Consider the following 16213-nt stretch of genomic DNA (forward strand, 5'->3'; position numbering starts at 1 on the left):
ATTAAAGTTTATCATCATCAGAACAAGCTGTCAACATCTTTTTATAAATTATTTTGAATAACTATTCAATGTAAATGCTCACATCAATTTGAATATTCATAATAATGAGTAATGTTGCATATCGCTCTTAACGACAAGAAATATAATACCAAGAATAACGACCCGGGTCAACCCTTTTTATGAATTAATCTCAGAAAAGTTTTAAACACCGATTAATGTCGCAATAGACTATATTTTACGGGGTTTTTATTAAGATAGCAAGCAAAAGTTCAATAAATCTCCCTTTAATTTTCAACGACTGTTTTTCAAAGTAAACCAACGCTAGCATAATGAATATTATTTCGCTGACAATCTACCAAATCAAGACAACCAATCAGTCAGCATTCCCCACCTCATCACCGTACTTTATCGGTTCACAACATCCGCGACGCGCCTACCATTCCAACTTTGCATTTACTTGGGACTCCAAAATTGGTAATACTTCATCGTTCACCATCAGTGTCAATTCACACTGCGCAACAATCGGCTTAATAATAGTGTACCGCGCTGTGGTCAAAACAAGTGGCAGCTTATTTCCGCAACCAAAAAGGGATAACGCCGTCAGCGTTATCCCTTAGTTGATACGAGTTCGATTAATCAGAACTACTGCTTGAACTACTACTACTGTCACTTGAGCTAGACAGTTCTGGTGCATCCGTCTTATACAGACTCTCCGTTGATTTGCCCTTATGCTTCGAGAGAACACTCGTCTTCTTCTCAGCTTGGATCTCTTTCAATGATTTGAGGGTCTTAGTCAGCTTATAACTATAGTCCGACTTATTGACCTTCTTAAAGCCCTTAGGCGTGTAGAACCGTAGTAAGTCACCCTGGATGACCCGATCAGAGAGTGAGAGTTCCGTCGTCACATGATTTTGCATCTGTTTGACAGTATCCTTCTGCTTCGTCGTCATATCCGTTAGCTTCTTACCGGTCTTCGAATCATAGACTGTCCCACTGATCTTCGTATATGTCGGTGAGACAAAATCCCCGTTCCGGAAAGCCACTGTCTGGTTATGCTGTTTCGACAGTAAGTCCGTTCCGAACTGGATGTAACCCTTGTTCTTGATCCCTAACAGGTCAAAAATCGTTGGCAACGCATCAATTTCACCACCATACGTGTGGTTAATACCACCCTTGATTCCTTCAGAATGAATCATAAATGGTACTTTCTGGAATTGAGCCAAGTCGAAACTCGTTACCGACTTTTTACCCAATAACTGTGCAATGGCAGCCTTATGGTTGTTTGAAATCCCATAATGATCTCCATAAAGCACAATCATACTATTCTTATATAAGCCGGCCTTCTTCAAGTAACTAATGAATTCGGCAAAGGCTTGATCAAGATAATGGGACGTTTGAACGTAGCCATCAACGGTTGAATCCCCGGTCGTCGTCTTATCGATCGACTGGTTCTTCTTATCCAATTCGTATGGATAGTGGTTCGTCAACGTAATCAGCTTTGCGTAGAATGGTTGTGGTAATTGCTCCAAATACTTAACAGAGTCTTTGAAGAAGATTTTATCCTTCAAGCCATAACCAATATTGTAGTCTGACTTCTCTTTATAGTAAGAAGAGTAGAAGAAGTAGTTATACCCCCACGACTTATACGCGTTATCCCGATTCCAGAAACTAGCCACATCACCGTGGAAAGCCGCAGTCGTATAGCCCTTTTGTGACAGGATTGCTGGCGCTGCCTGGAACGTATTCGACGTCCCATACTGCGTCATCGCTGACCCGGTTGGTAAACCAAACAAGGAGTTTTCCATCATCATTTCAGCATCAGAGGTCTTCCCTTGCGCCACTTGATGGTAGAAATTATCAAAACTCAAAGTACTCTTATCATGATAGAACTTGTTCAGGTTCGGGGTAACTTCCTTACCATCGACCTTATAATCAATTAAAAATTGCTGGAAACTTTCCAAATGAATCACGAAGACGTTCTTGCCCTTCGCTTTACCAAAGTATTTGACGTTCTCGCCAGCCTGGTTTTTCTTGAGGTAGGCTAGCACACTCTTCATATCACTACTACTTGCTTGGGCGCGCGTCGCACTTTCCTTTTCGGTCTGATAGAAGCTATACCCTGCATATGTGTTGAGTCCCAAGTACTTAACGATGTAGTTGTTATCAAAAGTCCGCGTCAATAAATCTGAACGGTCATGTTCAGACATTCCGAGGTCAACAGCAAACAACGCCACCCCAATCATGGTCAGTGTTGCAGCATACCGAATTTTGAAAGGCCGTGGATCGATCCGAATGACCTTGAAGGCTAATAACAGAATCAGCAACACGACATCTGCATAAACTAGGAAGTCGGTTCCATGAATGATCTGTCCCAAACTCTTTCCGAGGTTATTACTAGCAGCACCGGAACTCTTAATTACCCCCGCCGACATGAAATCAGAGAATTCCCGGTAATACAAGATATTGGCAAATAACCACGTCGTCTGTAGGGCGTCAATGATCATCATAATCCAATACTTTAAGCGACCACGGAAATATAGGGCAATACCGAGCAGCACGATCGCTGTCGGAAATGGATTCAAGAACAAGATAAATTCCTGAACGGGTCCCTTAACCCCTAAAGTAAACTCGCTCTTATAAGCGATATATGTCTTTAGCCAAAATAAGACCACGGTTAGGAGGTAAAAGCCCAACGTTGTGTTGACCTTCCCAACCGTGTTTTTTATAAATTTAGGCATGGTAATTTCTTCCTCCGTTATTGCTATTAACAAATCCATATTATAACGGTTGCGTACTAGTTAGCAATATCTTGAAGATTTCTTCAAAAATTCTTCAACATTACAACGCGTCATAATATGGATCTATCGAAAATCTATCTGGATTTTGGGGGAATCTAGTTATCCGTTAGCAAATCGTATAATTCAATTGCCACGAGGTCAATGTTATCAAATTCAAACGTTTGGTCTGGATTGAATTCTTGTAACGTGTACGTCGAGGTAGCGGGATCATACGCTACTTGCCCACGTTGAACGCCTTCCTTTTCGAACCGCCGTGATTGCACTTCGGTTGCTTCAGTTGTGCGCATGGCTTCTAGTCGTTTGAGAATTGCTGATAGTTCAGATTTATCCATTATACTAATCTCGCTCCTTCAAGTTTTGTTTACATTCTAGCAAAAAATAGGACTAATAACACGTTTTTTTAGTAGAAAGCCCATTTTTACCACAAATTTTCACACTTATAATTATACCCTAACTTCCTGCTAAGACGGTGAGAAGTTGTGCTAAAATTAGAACAACTTATAAATTAAAGGAGTTCGGATATATGACACTATTTAGAGACGATCTCAATGAAACCATCAGTCACATTCAAGTTTCAACCATCCGCCAGTTTGACGAAGAAGTTAGTGCGATACCTGATATGGTCAAGTTAACGCTCGGTGAACCCGATTTCAACACGCCTGAGCACGTTAAAGCGGCTGCTAAAAAGGCGATTGATGACAACTACTCCCACTATACTGGCATGGCAGGTCTGTTGGAGCTACGCCAAGCGGCCGCCCACTTTCAAGAGACAAAGTACGGCGTCCACTATGATGCTGAAGACCAAGTCTTAGTGACCGTGGGAGCGACTGAAGCTATCGCAACTGCATTAACGACGATCTGTAATCCTGGCGACGCCATTATCATTCCATCCCCAATCTTTCCAGCGTACATCCCCATCATTCAAGAAGCACACGCCAAGCCCCTCTTCATGGATACAGGCGTTAACGATTTTGTCATTACGCCTAAGATGGTCGACGATTTTATTGCTGCTCATCCTGACGAGAACTTCAAGGGAATCGTGTTAAACTACCCGAATAACCCCACTGGTGTCACCTATGTTGAAGATGAAATCAAAGCGCTCGCCGACTGTTTCCATCGCCATAACTTGTGGGTCGTATCCGATGAAATTTACAGTGAACTGACTTACGGTAGCGACCACGTCTCAATTGCTAAATTCATTCCTGACGAAGTGATCCTGATCAATGGCTTATCGAAGTCTCATGCCATGACTGGCTGGCGAATCGGCTTCCTGTTTGCCTCTAAGGAAATGACGGCCCAACTTAAAAAAGTCCACCAATACTACGTCACTGCAGCAACCACGATTGCTCAGAAGGCTGGTGTTGAAGCCCTCACCAACGGAATCGATGATGCGCAACCAATGCGGCAAGAATACCAAGCTCGGCGTGATTTCGTTTATCAAACGATGTCGAAGCTCGGTTTCAAAATCGCACGTCCTACCGGAGCCTTTTATATCTTCGCGAAAATTCCAGCTGGCTTTGAACAAGACTCGATGGCATTCTGTAAAGACTTAGCACGCAAGAATCAGCTCGCGATTATTCCAGGGACTGGTTTTGGTGCCGAGGGGGAAGGCTACGTGCGTCTAAGTTACGCTGCTAGCATGGAAAAGCTCCACCAGGCCATGGATCGCCTCACTGCATATATGCAGGAACCTGCTAACCGTATCAACTAAACAACGACAGTCCACCGGCTAACTATCCTAGTTCATCACTGTTAGTCATTTCAATGACTGAATTGGATTCAACTCAAAAAGGTACGCCAACTACTCGTAAATTACGATAGTTGGCGCACCTTTATTTGTCTTCAGCATCACACGATCTATTAAGCGAGCATCACTTTGCGAACGCATACGTGCCCGTGGTGGTCCGTTTTGCGGGCGCTGTTGCCCATTGAAGTGGTCCAAGCATCGTCAGCGCTTCAGGCGTCCGATAAATGACTTCCTTCGTCGTTCCTGACAATGGATCCGTCAATCGCAATTTAAGAACGGCCGTATTAGCAGCCAGATAATTTGGCGCTGTCCGATGTAATGGCCACAAAGCAATTTTGGTCTGCGTCATTGGCTGCTTACTATTCACCCACAGTTTTGAATTGTACTTCGTCACCAGACGCACTTTGGTCTGCGTCCCCGGAATCTGATAATTGATGCTCTTAGGTACAACCTGTTTATACTGCTCGGTCGTTTTGAGCATCAGCCGCAAGTTGTTGTTCGCCGTAAACTGCCACGCACCGCCAAGTGTTGTTGCAATCATCCGGTGGCCGTTCTGCCGGTATGTAGCGACTAAGCAAGCACCGGCCTGATTCGTATAACCGGTCTTCAGTCCATCGACTGGCACGCGGGGATCATAGTACTCGGCGCCCTTCAGGATCTCCACCGAAGTTGGGACCGTATACTTATGAATTTTGACTGAACGTTGATTAGCAACTTGAATAACATCGGGGTAAGCATCAATCAAATGTTGTGCAATGGTCGTCACAGCCCTTGCTGACACCAGATTTTGGTCCTGATCGCTGGTTCCCTTAATTTTTAAATCGTAATTTTTCAAATCAGTATTATCAAGTCCCGAAGCGCTAATAAAACTCGCATCCAAATGCCATTTGGACGCTTGTTGATTCATTAATTTAATGAACTTATCATTACTGCCAGCAACATACTCCCCCAGCGCAATGGCACCACTATTCGAAGACCCTACCAAGGTAGCTGCGAATAACTCCCTAACCGTAAACGTCTCCTTGGCGGGCATCGGCATTACGGATAAAGTTGCACTGGTTGCCATCTTACGGACATTTTTGCGAATTGGGACTGCATCCGTCCACTTGATCTGACCATGCTCGATGGCCCGTTCAACTAAATACAGCGTCATGAGCTTACTCAAGGACGCAATTGGTAATTTCTGATCGGCATTCTGCGCATAAACGACCTGACCAGACTTGGCATCCATCACGTAGGCGGCTTTGACCTCATCCGCCTTACTACTGGTCGCGTGTGCCGCTACATTGCAGCTCAACACCCCGCTGACTGTCGCTGTCAACACTAGTCCCCATACCAACCGTTGTTTGATTAACTTTAACATAGTACCTTCCTTTAATTCGTAACCGCGAAAAATGGGTCGAACAATGATGTCGGCCCATTAAAATTACTGTTCATGTGAATCCGACCGGCTAGGTGCCGCAATCGGAATTTCTTCTGCTTTTTCAGGCCGCATCGCCATGGCGATCATCCCTAAGAATAGTCCTAAATAATACGTTAAGATCCGCCAGATCAGCATCGCTAAAATCAGCTTACTGTGGCTGGGAATGAACTTAGCAAACAACGCCGTGAAACCAAATTCAGCACCACCGGCCCCACCTGGAATCGGGAATAGTGATGTCACTAAGAAGATCAACACGTTCAAACTAGTCACCATAATCAAATTAACATCATCGATTCCCATTGCCCGCATAATAAAATACGGAATCAGGTAGTAAAACAGTAGCTGTAAGAAGGTGACGATACAAACTTCGACCAGCATCCGCCAGTCCTTGGTCATTCGAACGCTTTCTTCGTAGAACGAATCGATTTTTTCACTAATATTGTTTTCGAACTTGGCAAATCGCTCAGCTTTCATAAACCAGCTGACCGGGATCAAGACGATCTTCACCGCTCGTTTTGTAAAGTTATACCAGTACATCACCAGCAACAGACCAACAATCACCGCAAAGTGAATCAGAAAACCTAACAAAACGTATAGTGACAGGTAACTTAACTTTTCAGCTAAGTAATGAAAACCAATTAACATGGCGAATAAGAAATTCAATACCACCATGGCCTGAAAAACAACAAACTTCATCAATGCAACTGAACTTGCCCGCCCAGCGTCAATCCCTGATTGTGCCATCACGAAGATTTGGGCAGGTTGGCCACCCGAAGAAAACGGGGTGATACCGTTGAATAGTTGCTCGGCTAAAGGAACGCGCAGGGCACTCTTAAAGCGATAGTTCCGATAACGGTGCCTGACAAACTTTTGCACCACCACGGCTTCCAGACCGAAGTATAGTCCGACACACCCTAACGCAACTAATAACCACCACCAATTCAAAGTGAGAATATCGTCCATTAGATTGCTTAGTTTGACATTGCGCAGTGAGTACCACGAAATGCCGACGCCTAACGCAACCATTACGAGTAATGACCAGATATTTTTTCTTGTCATTGACTACCCCTCTTTTGCCTGTTGCAAATAAAAATCATGCCAAACTTTGGCAAGGCGCTCTTCCGAATAATCCTGAGCAGCCAAAACCGCCTTGTCATGCAAGAATTGCAACCCGGCTGGATTATGGCGTAACTGGTCGATCTGTCGTTGCATATCATCAACATCACTGGCTGCTTGATAGTAGCCATCAATGATTGCCCGGTACAAATCTAAATCCCGGAGCAATACTGGTGTCCCACAACTGAAGGCTTCCAACACGGACATCGGAAATAACTCGTTATAAGAAGGCAGTAAGAAAAGATCCGCCATATTATAATAGTCCACCAATTTCTCACGAGGAACGATGCCTGGAAACGACAGATTAGCTGGCGGGTTATCCACCACCTGCTTCAACTCCTGATAACCATCCGTAATTCGGCCAAACGAGAACCCACCGGCCCATACAAACTGGATATCTGGATTCTGCTTTGCAAGCGTAATAAAATCAGGAACACCTTTCCGATCCTGAATCTGACCGGTCCCGATAATCATGAATTTATTTTGATCATAGCCGTATTGTTGGCGCAAGCGCAACTGTTTAGCCTTAGTCATTTCGTAAAATTCACGTTTGCTGACAAAATTCGGAATATACGTTACATCTGCTCTTTTGATATGGTATGCTTCCAATTTTGGAATGAAAGTCGGGTTCACCACCACAATGTGGTCCATCCGCTTATAAAATGAGATTAAATAACGATTGAAAATCATTTGGAATGGTCGTGGCAACTTCAAGCTACCCTCGAGCGTCTCTGGTAAGAAATGCACGTAACCGATTTTACGGCCTCGATTAGGCATAAACGTAGACAGGTAAAACATTGGATTAACCGTATGGTAATGTGAAACGGCGGAGCGCCCATATCGATTGACTTTAATATTAAATTCATCCTGCCAATGGGTCCGCAACAACCGCATCAATTCTAAATAGGCGCTGCCGACTCCCTGACCCTTGACGGAGTCAGCTTTTGAAAACATGGTAATGTCTAACATAATTCGTCCCCTTACGCGTCATACGTCGAATAAGCATCCCCGGTTTGGCGGTGCTCATTGACGATTTGACACACGTTAATTACTAATATTCGCCGATTTATCCGCTGATTCAGAATACGCCAGCTGTACGTCTTGATAGTAGTTGATCACTTGCTTGCCGAAATACTCTGCGGAAATTTGGTAAAGCTTCTTCTGCCGTGGCTTGGGATCGTTAAAAGTATTGGGATGTTGTAAATAACGCACAACATCCTTGATCAGATCGGTCTCACTTGTAAAGGTCGTCCCCAGTGACGGATCATCAAGTAATTGATCCGTGTACGGACTAGCAGCCACTACCGTTTTAAGGCCCGCAGCCATTGCTTCAATGTACGTCAGCCCCTGTGATTCTGAGTTCGAAGCCGAAACGAACAGGTCAGCCATCTGGTAATAGTTATAAACTTCATCATTATCAATTTCACCGGTAAATTGTACGTGCGCCGTTAAGCCGGCGTCTTGAACCTGATTTTCCAGTGTTTCACGTGCCGGACCATCACCTACAATCAGGAGTTGGGCATTCGGCACCTGTTCTAAGATCGCCGGTAGGGCTGCAATGACTTCGTGAATGTTTTTCTCGTAGGCCAAACGACTCAAGGAAAGTAATACTGGCGTATCAGACTGATAGCCGAGTCTTTGCCGATAATCCACCGTCGACTGCTGCTCGTACTGATTAATGTCGATTCCAGTCGGAATAATGCGAATTGGCGCTTTAACGCCGTAGCCCGTCAGTGTATTTGCAACCCGCTCACTTGGTGCTACAATCCCGTTCAGATGATAACAATACGCCCGTGTGGCCTCCTTAACGTGGTATGGCTTTAACAACTTACCATTCGCAATATAATGTAGATAATCCTCATACATCGTGTGGTACGTATGGATACATGGGACTTTTAATTGTTTGGCAACAAACTTACCAATCATCCCCATGGAGAATTCTGTCTGCGTATGAACAATATCCAGGCCAAGATCCTTAGCAACCTGGTAAGCCTTAAAAAGCCCGCGAACGGCGATGCGCCGATCCGTGAACGAAACAAATGGAATACTCGTAAACCGAAAAATATTGCGTTCATAAATATTCTTATCAACATGGGGATCCGTGGTCGTAAAGATATAGACTTGATGACCAGCCCGTTCGAGTTGATTGCGTAACACCTTGATTGACGTTGCGACCCCACTCACTTGTGGATAGTATGTGTCTGTAAATATCCCGATATTCACGTAGATTCTCCCCTTATTTCCATCAATTAACCGTGCTGCTAATCGATGTTGCTTAACCGCGCTTAGATCATTATTTCATGATCATCACGAATTCGACTTAATGCCTATATTATAAACATTATATTGGTTAAATATCCGAGTTGCAAATAATCTTAATATAAATTAAGAGTTCATGACAAAATCTATCTGACCAGCTACACCTATAGAAAATGAATTCGAAATGATGAATTGTAATCGCTAGGCATCACTCAACACCGCCATTACATCGTTTCCACTACACCAACTCTTCACCGTCAACAGCGAGTAGCAATGTGCCCTGTGTCCATCATTGACTAGCGCGGTCGCAACTATGGACAATTGTCACAATGCCTAAATGTCCAGTCAATTCGCGTCATGCACTGTGCCAGCTCTCATCATACCGGTGCGGGTAGTCCACTCCCCCGTCGTGCTAAACCCGGGGCTAGTACCAACTGGTTAATGACCCGCATTTACCCACAAAAAAAGAGCAAATCCGCAGATTTGCTCTTAGTTTGATTGTTTATTTACCGAAGACGTTCTTTTCAACTAATTCTTTGACTTCTTCGTTAGTAACACACTCGTTAAGTGCCTTATCAGCTAATTTAGCCATTTCCTTAGTATCAAGTTTCTTCATTAATGAACGTGTCTTAAGCACGGAAGTTGAACTCATTGAGAATTCATCCAAACCTAAGCCCATCAATAATGGCACCGCAATCTGATCCCCAGCAACTTCACCACACATACCCGTGAAGCGGCCGTTCGCGTGAGCAGCGTCAATAACATGCTTGATCAAACGCAACAACGATGGGTTGTATGGTTGATACAAGTATGACACTTGTTCGTTACCACGATCAGCAGCAAATGAGTATTGAATCAAGTCGTTAGTCCCAATACTAAAGAAGTCGACTTCCTTAGCAAACTGGTCAGCTAAAATAGCTGCCGCTGGGATTTCAATCATGATACCAAGCTTGATGTCGTCAGCAACAGGCGTACCAGCTGCAACCAACTTGGCTTTTTCTTCCTCAAAGATAGCTTTGGCTTTACGGAATTCGTCAAGCGTTGCAATCATTGGGAACATAATCCGTAATTGACCGTAATGTGACGCACGTAATAACGCACGTAACTGGGTCCGGAAGATGTCATCACGATCGAGGGAAATCCGAATAGCCCGATAACCCAAGAATGGGTTCATTTCATCAGGTAATGGCAAGTAAGGTAATTCCTTGTCACCACCGATATCCATGGTCCGAACAATAACGGGTTTGCCGTTCATCCCTTCGACAACCTTCTTGTAAGCTTCGAATTGGGTATCTTCGTCAGGTAATTCTGAACTGTTCATGTACAAGAATTCTGAACGGAATAATCCAATGGCTTCAGAGCCAGCATCCAAAACCCCATCCATATCGTCAGGTGTCCCGATGTTAGAAGCTAATTCAAAGTGCTTGCCGTCCTTAGAAACGGTGGCCTCGTTCTTCAACTTAGCCCATTCAGCCTTTTGCGCAACAAAGTCTTTAGCCTTTTGTTGGTAATCAGCAACTTCAGCATCCGTTGGGGCTACTAAAGCGTCACCGTTGATACCATCCAAGACGACCGTATCGCCTTCTTTGATATCAGTCGTGGCAGATTCAGATCCAACGACCGCTGGAATTTCAAGCGTCCGTGACATGATGGCTGAATGACTAGTCCGACCACCAATGTCAGTAATGAAGCCCTTAACATACTTACGATCAAGTTGAGCTGTATCACTAGGTGTTAAATCGTGGGCAACCACGATTACTTCGGAGTCAATTAAAGCTGGACTTGGTAAGGTTACCCCTAACAAGTGGCTTAAGACCCGCTTCGTTACGTCGCGAATATCACCGGCTCGTTCTTGCATATATGCATTATCCGTCATCGCTTCAAACATTGAAATGAAAGTATCAGTAACTTCCTTCAAAGCTTCTTCAGCATTGACTTTATCATCCTTGATCTTACCTTCAATTTGTCCGAGCATTTCTGGGTCAGACAAAATGGTGATATGAGCTTCAAAAACTTCTGCTTCTTCTTCACCCAAGTTTTCAACCGCTTTGTCTTTAATGACCTTTAGTTCAGCCTTGGAAGCATCGAAAGCGTCATGTAACCGTGCAACTTCAGTATCCGTATCGGAAACTGTTGTCTTTTCGAATGATAAATCTGGATCAACTAGCATATAGGCCTTAGCAATTGCAACACCATCACTGGCCGCAATTCCTTTTAGTACCTTTTCAGCCATTATTCAGATAATCCTTCTTTCTTCATCGTTTCAGTTAAAGCTGCGATAGCGTCGGCTTCGTCGGCACCTTCAGCAGAAATGGTAACGTCAGCGTCTTTACCAACACCGAGTGACATAACACCCATGATGGACTTTAAGTTAACGGACTTGTCTTGGTATTGCAACGTAATTTCTGAGTTGAACTTACTTGCTGATTGTACCAATAAAGTTGCGGGACGTGCGTGGATACCAGTGTCTGCGATAACGTGAAATTCTTTCTTTTCCATAACTATTCGATCTCCTTCAAGATAAATAAATTTAAAATTGGTTCCGAGTCAATTCGAGTTGCCGCCAACACGTATACTCAAGAGCCCTTAATAATGATGATAGCAATTATCCAATTAAAATACAAGCCCTTTCATTCAAGCTAGGCCTATTAATTGGTTGTCTTACCATCCTTCTCGAAATGGTAAACAATGCGGCCATCTAAGTCCGCCGTACCAATGACTCGTTTACGATACTCATACTTCATATAGGCGTCGTGAAAAGCCATAAATTCATCCGGCGTTACGGTAAAACTGTCGCGTTCGCCATGACGCAACGCTTCCATTAACTGGGTATAATCCGTTGCCAAACAATTACCGCCTCCTCAAAGTTAGGTTGACACATTACTGCATCATTATTCTGATATTTACGAACAAAGTTCTCCGCCGCTCACTGGCTGTTGACGGTCACCAATGAAAAACGATGCGCTGCAAACATCAAAACTGGTCAGGCTCGATACATGCAAAAAAACCGCTTTGTACTATAATATAGACAGTCAGTTACATCATCACTTATCCTAACCAGATAATTAATATACAACGAATCCGGTTACATGACAAGCTATGAGTTGCGACTATCCAGACTATTCAGAAATAATTGAATCAATCAGCCATTGCGAATTATCCTGGCCGCACGTCCAGTTTTGACCCTGAGGCTTTTCACTTGCAACAGTCCGTAAATTCGCTATACTAATAGTCAAAGGTCAACAAAGGTCAAAGAGCCGATGAACCTTTAACTATGATCCTAATCGATTTAGTTATATTTCTGATGCGAAAGGTGTGTGACAGCATAATGCTTTGTGACAATTGCCATAAGAACGAAGCGACGATCCATTTATATACGAGCGTCAACGGTCAGCGGCGACAAATCAACCTTTGTCAAAATTGCTATCAACTGCTAAAGAATCAGGAACAGCAACCAAATAACGGAGTTGGAGGTGCTGATATGGCACAAGATCCATTCGGTTTTGGTGGTCTTGACGACATTTTCCGTGCAATGCAGGGTGGCGTTGATCCTAATAACGCTTACCGGCAACAACAGACCCCACCGACCCAGCCAGCTGGTCCTAATGGCGGCAATCGTCGTGGCAATAACAACGGCGGTGGCCTCCTTGGCCAATACGGCTTCAACTTAACAGCGCAAGCTAAACAGGGCAAAATCGATCCAGTGATTGGTCGCGATACCGAAATTAATCGGGTTATCGAGATTTTGAATCGCCGGACCAAGAATAACCCCGTTTTAATTGGTGAAGCTGGGGTTGGTAAAACGGCGGTCGTGGAAGGACTAGCACAGAAAATCGTTTCTGGTCAAGTTCCACAAAAACTGTTAGATAAAGAAATTATTCGTTTGGACGTGGCTTCCCTTGTTCAAGGTACCGGTATTCGAGGTCAATTTGAACAACGAATGCAACAATTAATGAAGGAAGTTCAAAGCAATCCGAATATCATCCTCTTCATTGACGAAATCCATGAAATCATGGGTGCCGGTAATGCTGAAGGTGGTATGGATGCTGGGAACGTCCTGAAACCCGCCCTTGCCCGTGGTGATTTCCAATTAGTTGGGGCCACGACATTAAACGAATACCGTGACATCGAAAAGGATGCCGCCCTCGCTCGCCGGTTCCAACCGGTCACGGTCAACGAACCGAGCGTGGAAGAATCTATCAAGATTCTCGAAGGCATTCAGAAGAAGTACGAAGACTATCATCACGTTAAATACGATCAAGATGCCATTGTGGCAGCCGTCAAGTTGTCAAATCGTTACATTCAAGATCGTTTCTTACCTGATAAGGCCATCGATTTACTCGATGAAGCTGGTTCACGTAAGAACTTGACGTTGAAGACGGTCGATCCAAAGACGATTCAAGAAAAGATCGACGAGGCGGAAAAGCAGAAACAGGACGCCTTGAAGAAGGAAGACTACGAAAAAGCCGCCTACTATCGCGATCAAGTTGCTAAGTTAGAAAAAGCTAAGCCCGATGAAAGTTCAGACCAGCCTAATAACGATACTGCCACTGTAACAGTCAAGGACATGGAACAAATTGTCGAAGAAAAGACAAGTATTCCAGTTGGTGACTTGCAGGCTAAGGAACAGGCTCAAATGAAGACCTTAGCACCCGACCTTAAGAGTACGGTTATTGGTCAAGACCAAGCGGTTGAAGCAGTTGCCCGGGCCATCCGGCGTAATCGAATCGGTCTGAACGGAACTGGCCGGCCAATTGGTTCCTTCATGTTTGTCGGCCCAACCGGGGTTGGTAAAACTGAATTGGCTAAACAACTTGCTAAGGAACTGTTTGGTTCTCAAGATGCCATGATTCGGTTTGACATGAGTGAATACATGGAACCACATTCAGTGGCTAAGTTGATCGGTTCACCGCCTGGCTATGTCGGCTATGAAGAAGCCGGTCAGTTAACTGAACAGGTTCGTCGTCATCCATATAGCCTAGTCTTACTAGACGAAGTTGAAAAGGCTCATCCGGATGTCATGCACATGTTCTTGCAAATCCTCGATGATGGCCGGCTGACCGACTCACAAGGTCGGACTGTCAGCTTCAAAGATACGATCATCATCATGACTTCCAACGCTGGGACTGGCGACAGTGAAGCTAATGTCGGTTTTGGTGCCGCTGCTGAAGGCAAGACGCACGATATCACTAGCCGGTTGACGGACTACTTCAAGCCAGAATTCTTAAACCGGTTCGATGACATCATTCAATTCAACGCTTTATCTAAGGAAAACTTGATGAAAATTGTTGGTTTGATGATCGAAGATGTCAACGGCATGTTAGCTAACCAAGGCTTACACGTCCACGTCACAGAACCTGTCGAGGAAAAACTCGTTGAACTAGGTTACAACCCTCAGATGGGGGCTCGCCCACTCCGGCGTGTTATCCAGGAACAAATCGAAGATCGCATCGCCGATTTCTATTTGGACCACGGCGACGTTAAGAACATGGTTGCAAAAGTTGAAGACGGCAAGATTGTTTTGGCGGCTGAGACGAAGTCCGAATAAGATAATTAAATTTAGAGCCAGAAGCGTAAACAATCGTTTACACTTCTGGCTCTTTTTTGTGCCTACCTCAAATCCTCATTGAGTCGCTATGAATAGCCCGCGTCTCTGCCATAATTAAACGCCTAATTTAAAGTCCCATAATTGTCGTTCCAAATTATCACGCTCAATGCCAATATAGCGTTTTGTCACCTGCTCGCTCGAATGATTGAAAATCATCATCAATCCGGCAATGTCACGAGTCTTTTGATAATAATGATAGCCAAATGTCTTGCGCAACGTGTGCGTACCAATATCATCCCGCTCCAGGTACTCACCGGCCGTCTGAAAGACTCGATAGACACCATTAACGGTTAAAGCTCCGCCCCGACCACTACAGAATAACGGTTCATTTGCCCCCCGATACCGCGTAAAGTGGGCTAATTCCGTTTTGAGGTTTTTCAAAAACAACCAGCGCTTCTTGCCCGTTTTTTGTTCCATGATCATAACACGATCTTTGCCACGTACTTGCCCAACCTTCAGTCGTAAAATATCACTCATTCGTAATCCCGTGTTAATTCCAACCAAAACAATCATGCGATTACGCTCCCCATAACGCGCTTGTGAAACAGCCCATAAAAAATCATCGATTTCTTGGTCCGTTCTTAGCGGTTCAACATTATAATGCATACGCTCCATTACACCTCAATCAATCTTATTAAGTTTAAATTACTTAACCTAGAGTAAACTAAACAAAGTAATTGTTAACCTATAATGCTCCCCACTATTAAGTGCTAAAACAAAAGCGCGGGACAAAGAGTCTCCCCTTTATCCCGCGTTAAGGATATTACTTCACTTAATATCCGTGAACGTGTACATCTGCCTATAATTGCAAAGCTGATAATTGATCCGCTAACTGTGTTGCTGGTGTCGTGTCAAGTGATTTAGTCAATTGTGCATCAACATCCTTCATTCGATCCTGACCAGCCTTCGTAAGCGTTAAGACCCGTAAACGCCGGTCTTGTTTAATTGGTTGACTTTTCAACCATCCTTGGGTTATCAAGGTGCCAATATTTTGTGCCAACGAGGCTTTCGCCACATTCAACGCATTTGCCACATCACCAATCTGGATACCAGGATGTTGTTCGACATAAACTAAGATCCGTAACTCGTTCAAACTAAGCCCTGTGGCGGACGACCAGTTCGACGTAAGTCGTTTTAAGTCCCGTTCAAGGTGCATGATATTCATAATATAATTAATTGGTTGTTGCATACTAACAGCATCCTTCCTGAAATTTGTACTTTTTTCATTAACCGTTCAAAACAAGCCATTGTCCCTTCGCATG

The 16213-nt window shown here is 44.1% G+C and carries 13 protein-coding genes; 2 read left to right on the forward strand and 11 right to left on the reverse strand.

Annotated features, from left to right (window positions below):
• Window positions 1–632 precede the first annotated feature (632 nt).
• A complete protein-coding gene (locus ACWQAU_RS14920) occupies window positions 633–2738 on the reverse strand; it encodes an LTA synthase family protein (protein ID WP_046947840.1) in 2106 nt (701 codons plus the stop codon).
• Between the two features lie 155 nt (window positions 2739–2893).
• Window positions 2894–3130, reverse strand: a complete 237-nt coding sequence (locus ACWQAU_RS14925; RefSeq protein ID WP_003643297.1) for a YkuJ family protein — start codon at window positions 3128–3130, stop codon at window positions 2894–2896.
• Between the two features lie 191 nt (window positions 3131–3321).
• On the opposite strand from ACWQAU_RS14925, the gene ACWQAU_RS14930 reads away from it, so the two are divergent.
• The gene (locus tag ACWQAU_RS14930) at window positions 3322–4509 is read left to right on the forward strand and encodes a pyridoxal phosphate-dependent aminotransferase (protein ID WP_003644209.1); all 1188 of its coding nucleotides are present in this window, start codon (window positions 3322–3324) and stop codon (window positions 4507–4509) included.
• Window positions 4510–4669: 160 nt separating this feature from the next.
• Here ACWQAU_RS14930 and ACWQAU_RS14935 read toward each other — a convergent pair whose 3' ends face one another.
• From ACWQAU_RS14935 to ACWQAU_RS14965, 7 genes are all read right to left on the reverse strand, one after another.
• On the reverse strand, window positions 4670–5908 hold the full coding sequence (locus ACWQAU_RS14935) for a D-alanyl-D-alanine carboxypeptidase family protein (RefSeq protein ID WP_021356008.1): 1239 nt from the start codon (window positions 5906–5908) through the stop codon (window positions 4670–4672).
• Window positions 5909–5971: 63 nt separating this feature from the next.
• Window positions 5972–7027: a lysylphosphatidylglycerol synthase transmembrane domain-containing protein gene (locus ACWQAU_RS14940; protein ID WP_003644207.1), complete on the reverse strand. Its 1056-nt coding sequence runs from the start codon at window positions 7025–7027 to the stop codon at window positions 5972–5974.
• A 3-nt stretch (window positions 7028–7030) separates the two neighbouring features.
• A complete protein-coding gene (locus ACWQAU_RS14945; protein ID WP_003643293.1) occupies window positions 7031–8053 on the reverse strand; it encodes a glycosyltransferase family 4 protein in 1023 nt (340 codons plus the stop codon).
• 75 nt (window positions 8054–8128) lie between these two features.
• The gene (locus ACWQAU_RS14950) at window positions 8129–9307 is read right to left on the reverse strand and encodes a glycosyltransferase family 4 protein (protein ID WP_003643292.1); all 1179 of its coding nucleotides are present in this window, start codon (window positions 9305–9307) and stop codon (window positions 8129–8131) included.
• A 538-nt stretch (window positions 9308–9845) separates the two neighbouring features.
• The gene (gene ptsP, locus ACWQAU_RS14955; protein WP_003643291.1) at window positions 9846–11576 is read right to left on the reverse strand and encodes a phosphoenolpyruvate--protein phosphotransferase; all 1731 of its coding nucleotides are present in this window, start codon (window positions 11574–11576) and stop codon (window positions 9846–9848) included.
• Complete coding sequence (locus ACWQAU_RS14960; RefSeq protein WP_003638282.1) at window positions 11576–11842, reverse strand: phosphocarrier protein HPr; 267 nt, start codon at window positions 11840–11842, stop codon at window positions 11576–11578. Before ACWQAU_RS14960 ends, ptsP begins: the two co-directional genes overlap by 1 nt.
• A 149-nt stretch (window positions 11843–11991) precedes the next feature.
• A complete protein-coding gene (locus ACWQAU_RS14965; RefSeq protein WP_003646540.1) occupies window positions 11992–12189 on the reverse strand; it encodes a hypothetical protein in 198 nt (65 codons plus the stop codon).
• A gap of 482 nt (window positions 12190–12671) precedes the next feature.
• Between ACWQAU_RS14965 and ACWQAU_RS14970 the strand changes: the two genes are divergently transcribed.
• Entirely contained in the window at window positions 12672–14891 is a 2220-nt protein-coding gene (locus ACWQAU_RS14970) for an ATP-dependent Clp protease ATP-binding subunit (RefSeq protein ID WP_003644206.1), read from the forward strand.
• A 114-nt stretch (window positions 14892–15005) separates the two neighbouring features.
• On the opposite strand, the gene ACWQAU_RS14975 is transcribed toward ACWQAU_RS14970, so the two are convergent.
• Complete coding sequence (locus ACWQAU_RS14975) at window positions 15006–15557, reverse strand: tyrosine-type recombinase/integrase (protein WP_003646539.1); 552 nt, start codon at window positions 15555–15557, stop codon at window positions 15006–15008.
• Between the two features lie 193 nt (window positions 15558–15750).
• On the reverse strand, window positions 15751–16140 hold the full coding sequence (locus tag ACWQAU_RS14980; protein WP_003643287.1) for a MarR family winged helix-turn-helix transcriptional regulator: 390 nt from the start codon (window positions 16138–16140) through the stop codon (window positions 15751–15753).
• Window positions 16141–16213: the final 73 nt, after the last annotated feature.

This window comes from Lactiplantibacillus sp. 3062 (assembly GCF_055413545.1).

Excerpts from the sequence above, each read along its gene's own strand:
- ACWQAU_RS14940 (WP_003644207.1), bottom strand. The coding sequence starts at position 7,027 with ATGACAAGAAAAAATATCTGGTCATTACTCGTAATGGTTGCGTTAGGC.
- ACWQAU_RS14970 (WP_003644206.1), top strand. The coding sequence starts at position 12,672 with ATGCTTTGTGACAATTGCCATAAGAACGAAGCGACGATCCATTTATAT.
- ACWQAU_RS14960 (WP_003638282.1), bottom strand. The coding sequence starts at position 11,842 with ATGGAAAAGAAAGAATTTCACGTTATCGCAGACACTGGTATCCACGCA.
- ptsP (WP_003643291.1), bottom strand. The coding sequence starts at position 11,576 with ATGGCTGAAAAGGTACTAAAAGGAATTGCGGCCAGTGATGGTGTTGCA.
- ACWQAU_RS14945 (WP_003643293.1), bottom strand. The coding sequence starts at position 8,053 with ATGTTAGACATTACCATGTTTTCAAAAGCTGACTCCGTCAAGGGTCAG.
- ACWQAU_RS14925 (WP_003643297.1), bottom strand. The coding sequence starts at position 3,130 with ATGGATAAATCTGAACTATCAGCAATTCTCAAACGACTAGAAGCCATG.
- ACWQAU_RS14920 (WP_046947840.1), bottom strand. The coding sequence starts at position 2,738 with ATGCCTAAATTTATAAAAAACACGGTTGGGAAGGTCAACACAACGTTG.
- ACWQAU_RS14930 (WP_003644209.1), top strand. The coding sequence starts at position 3,322 with ATGACACTATTTAGAGACGATCTCAATGAAACCATCAGTCACATTCAA.
- ACWQAU_RS14980 (WP_003643287.1), bottom strand. The coding sequence starts at position 16,140 with ATGCAACAACCAATTAATTATATTATGAATATCATGCACCTTGAACGG.
- ACWQAU_RS14935 (WP_021356008.1), bottom strand. The coding sequence starts at position 5,908 with ATGTTAAAGTTAATCAAACAACGGTTGGTATGGGGACTAGTGTTGACA.
- ACWQAU_RS14975 (WP_003646539.1), bottom strand. The coding sequence starts at position 15,557 with ATGCATTATAATGTTGAACCGCTAAGAACGGACCAAGAAATCGATGAT.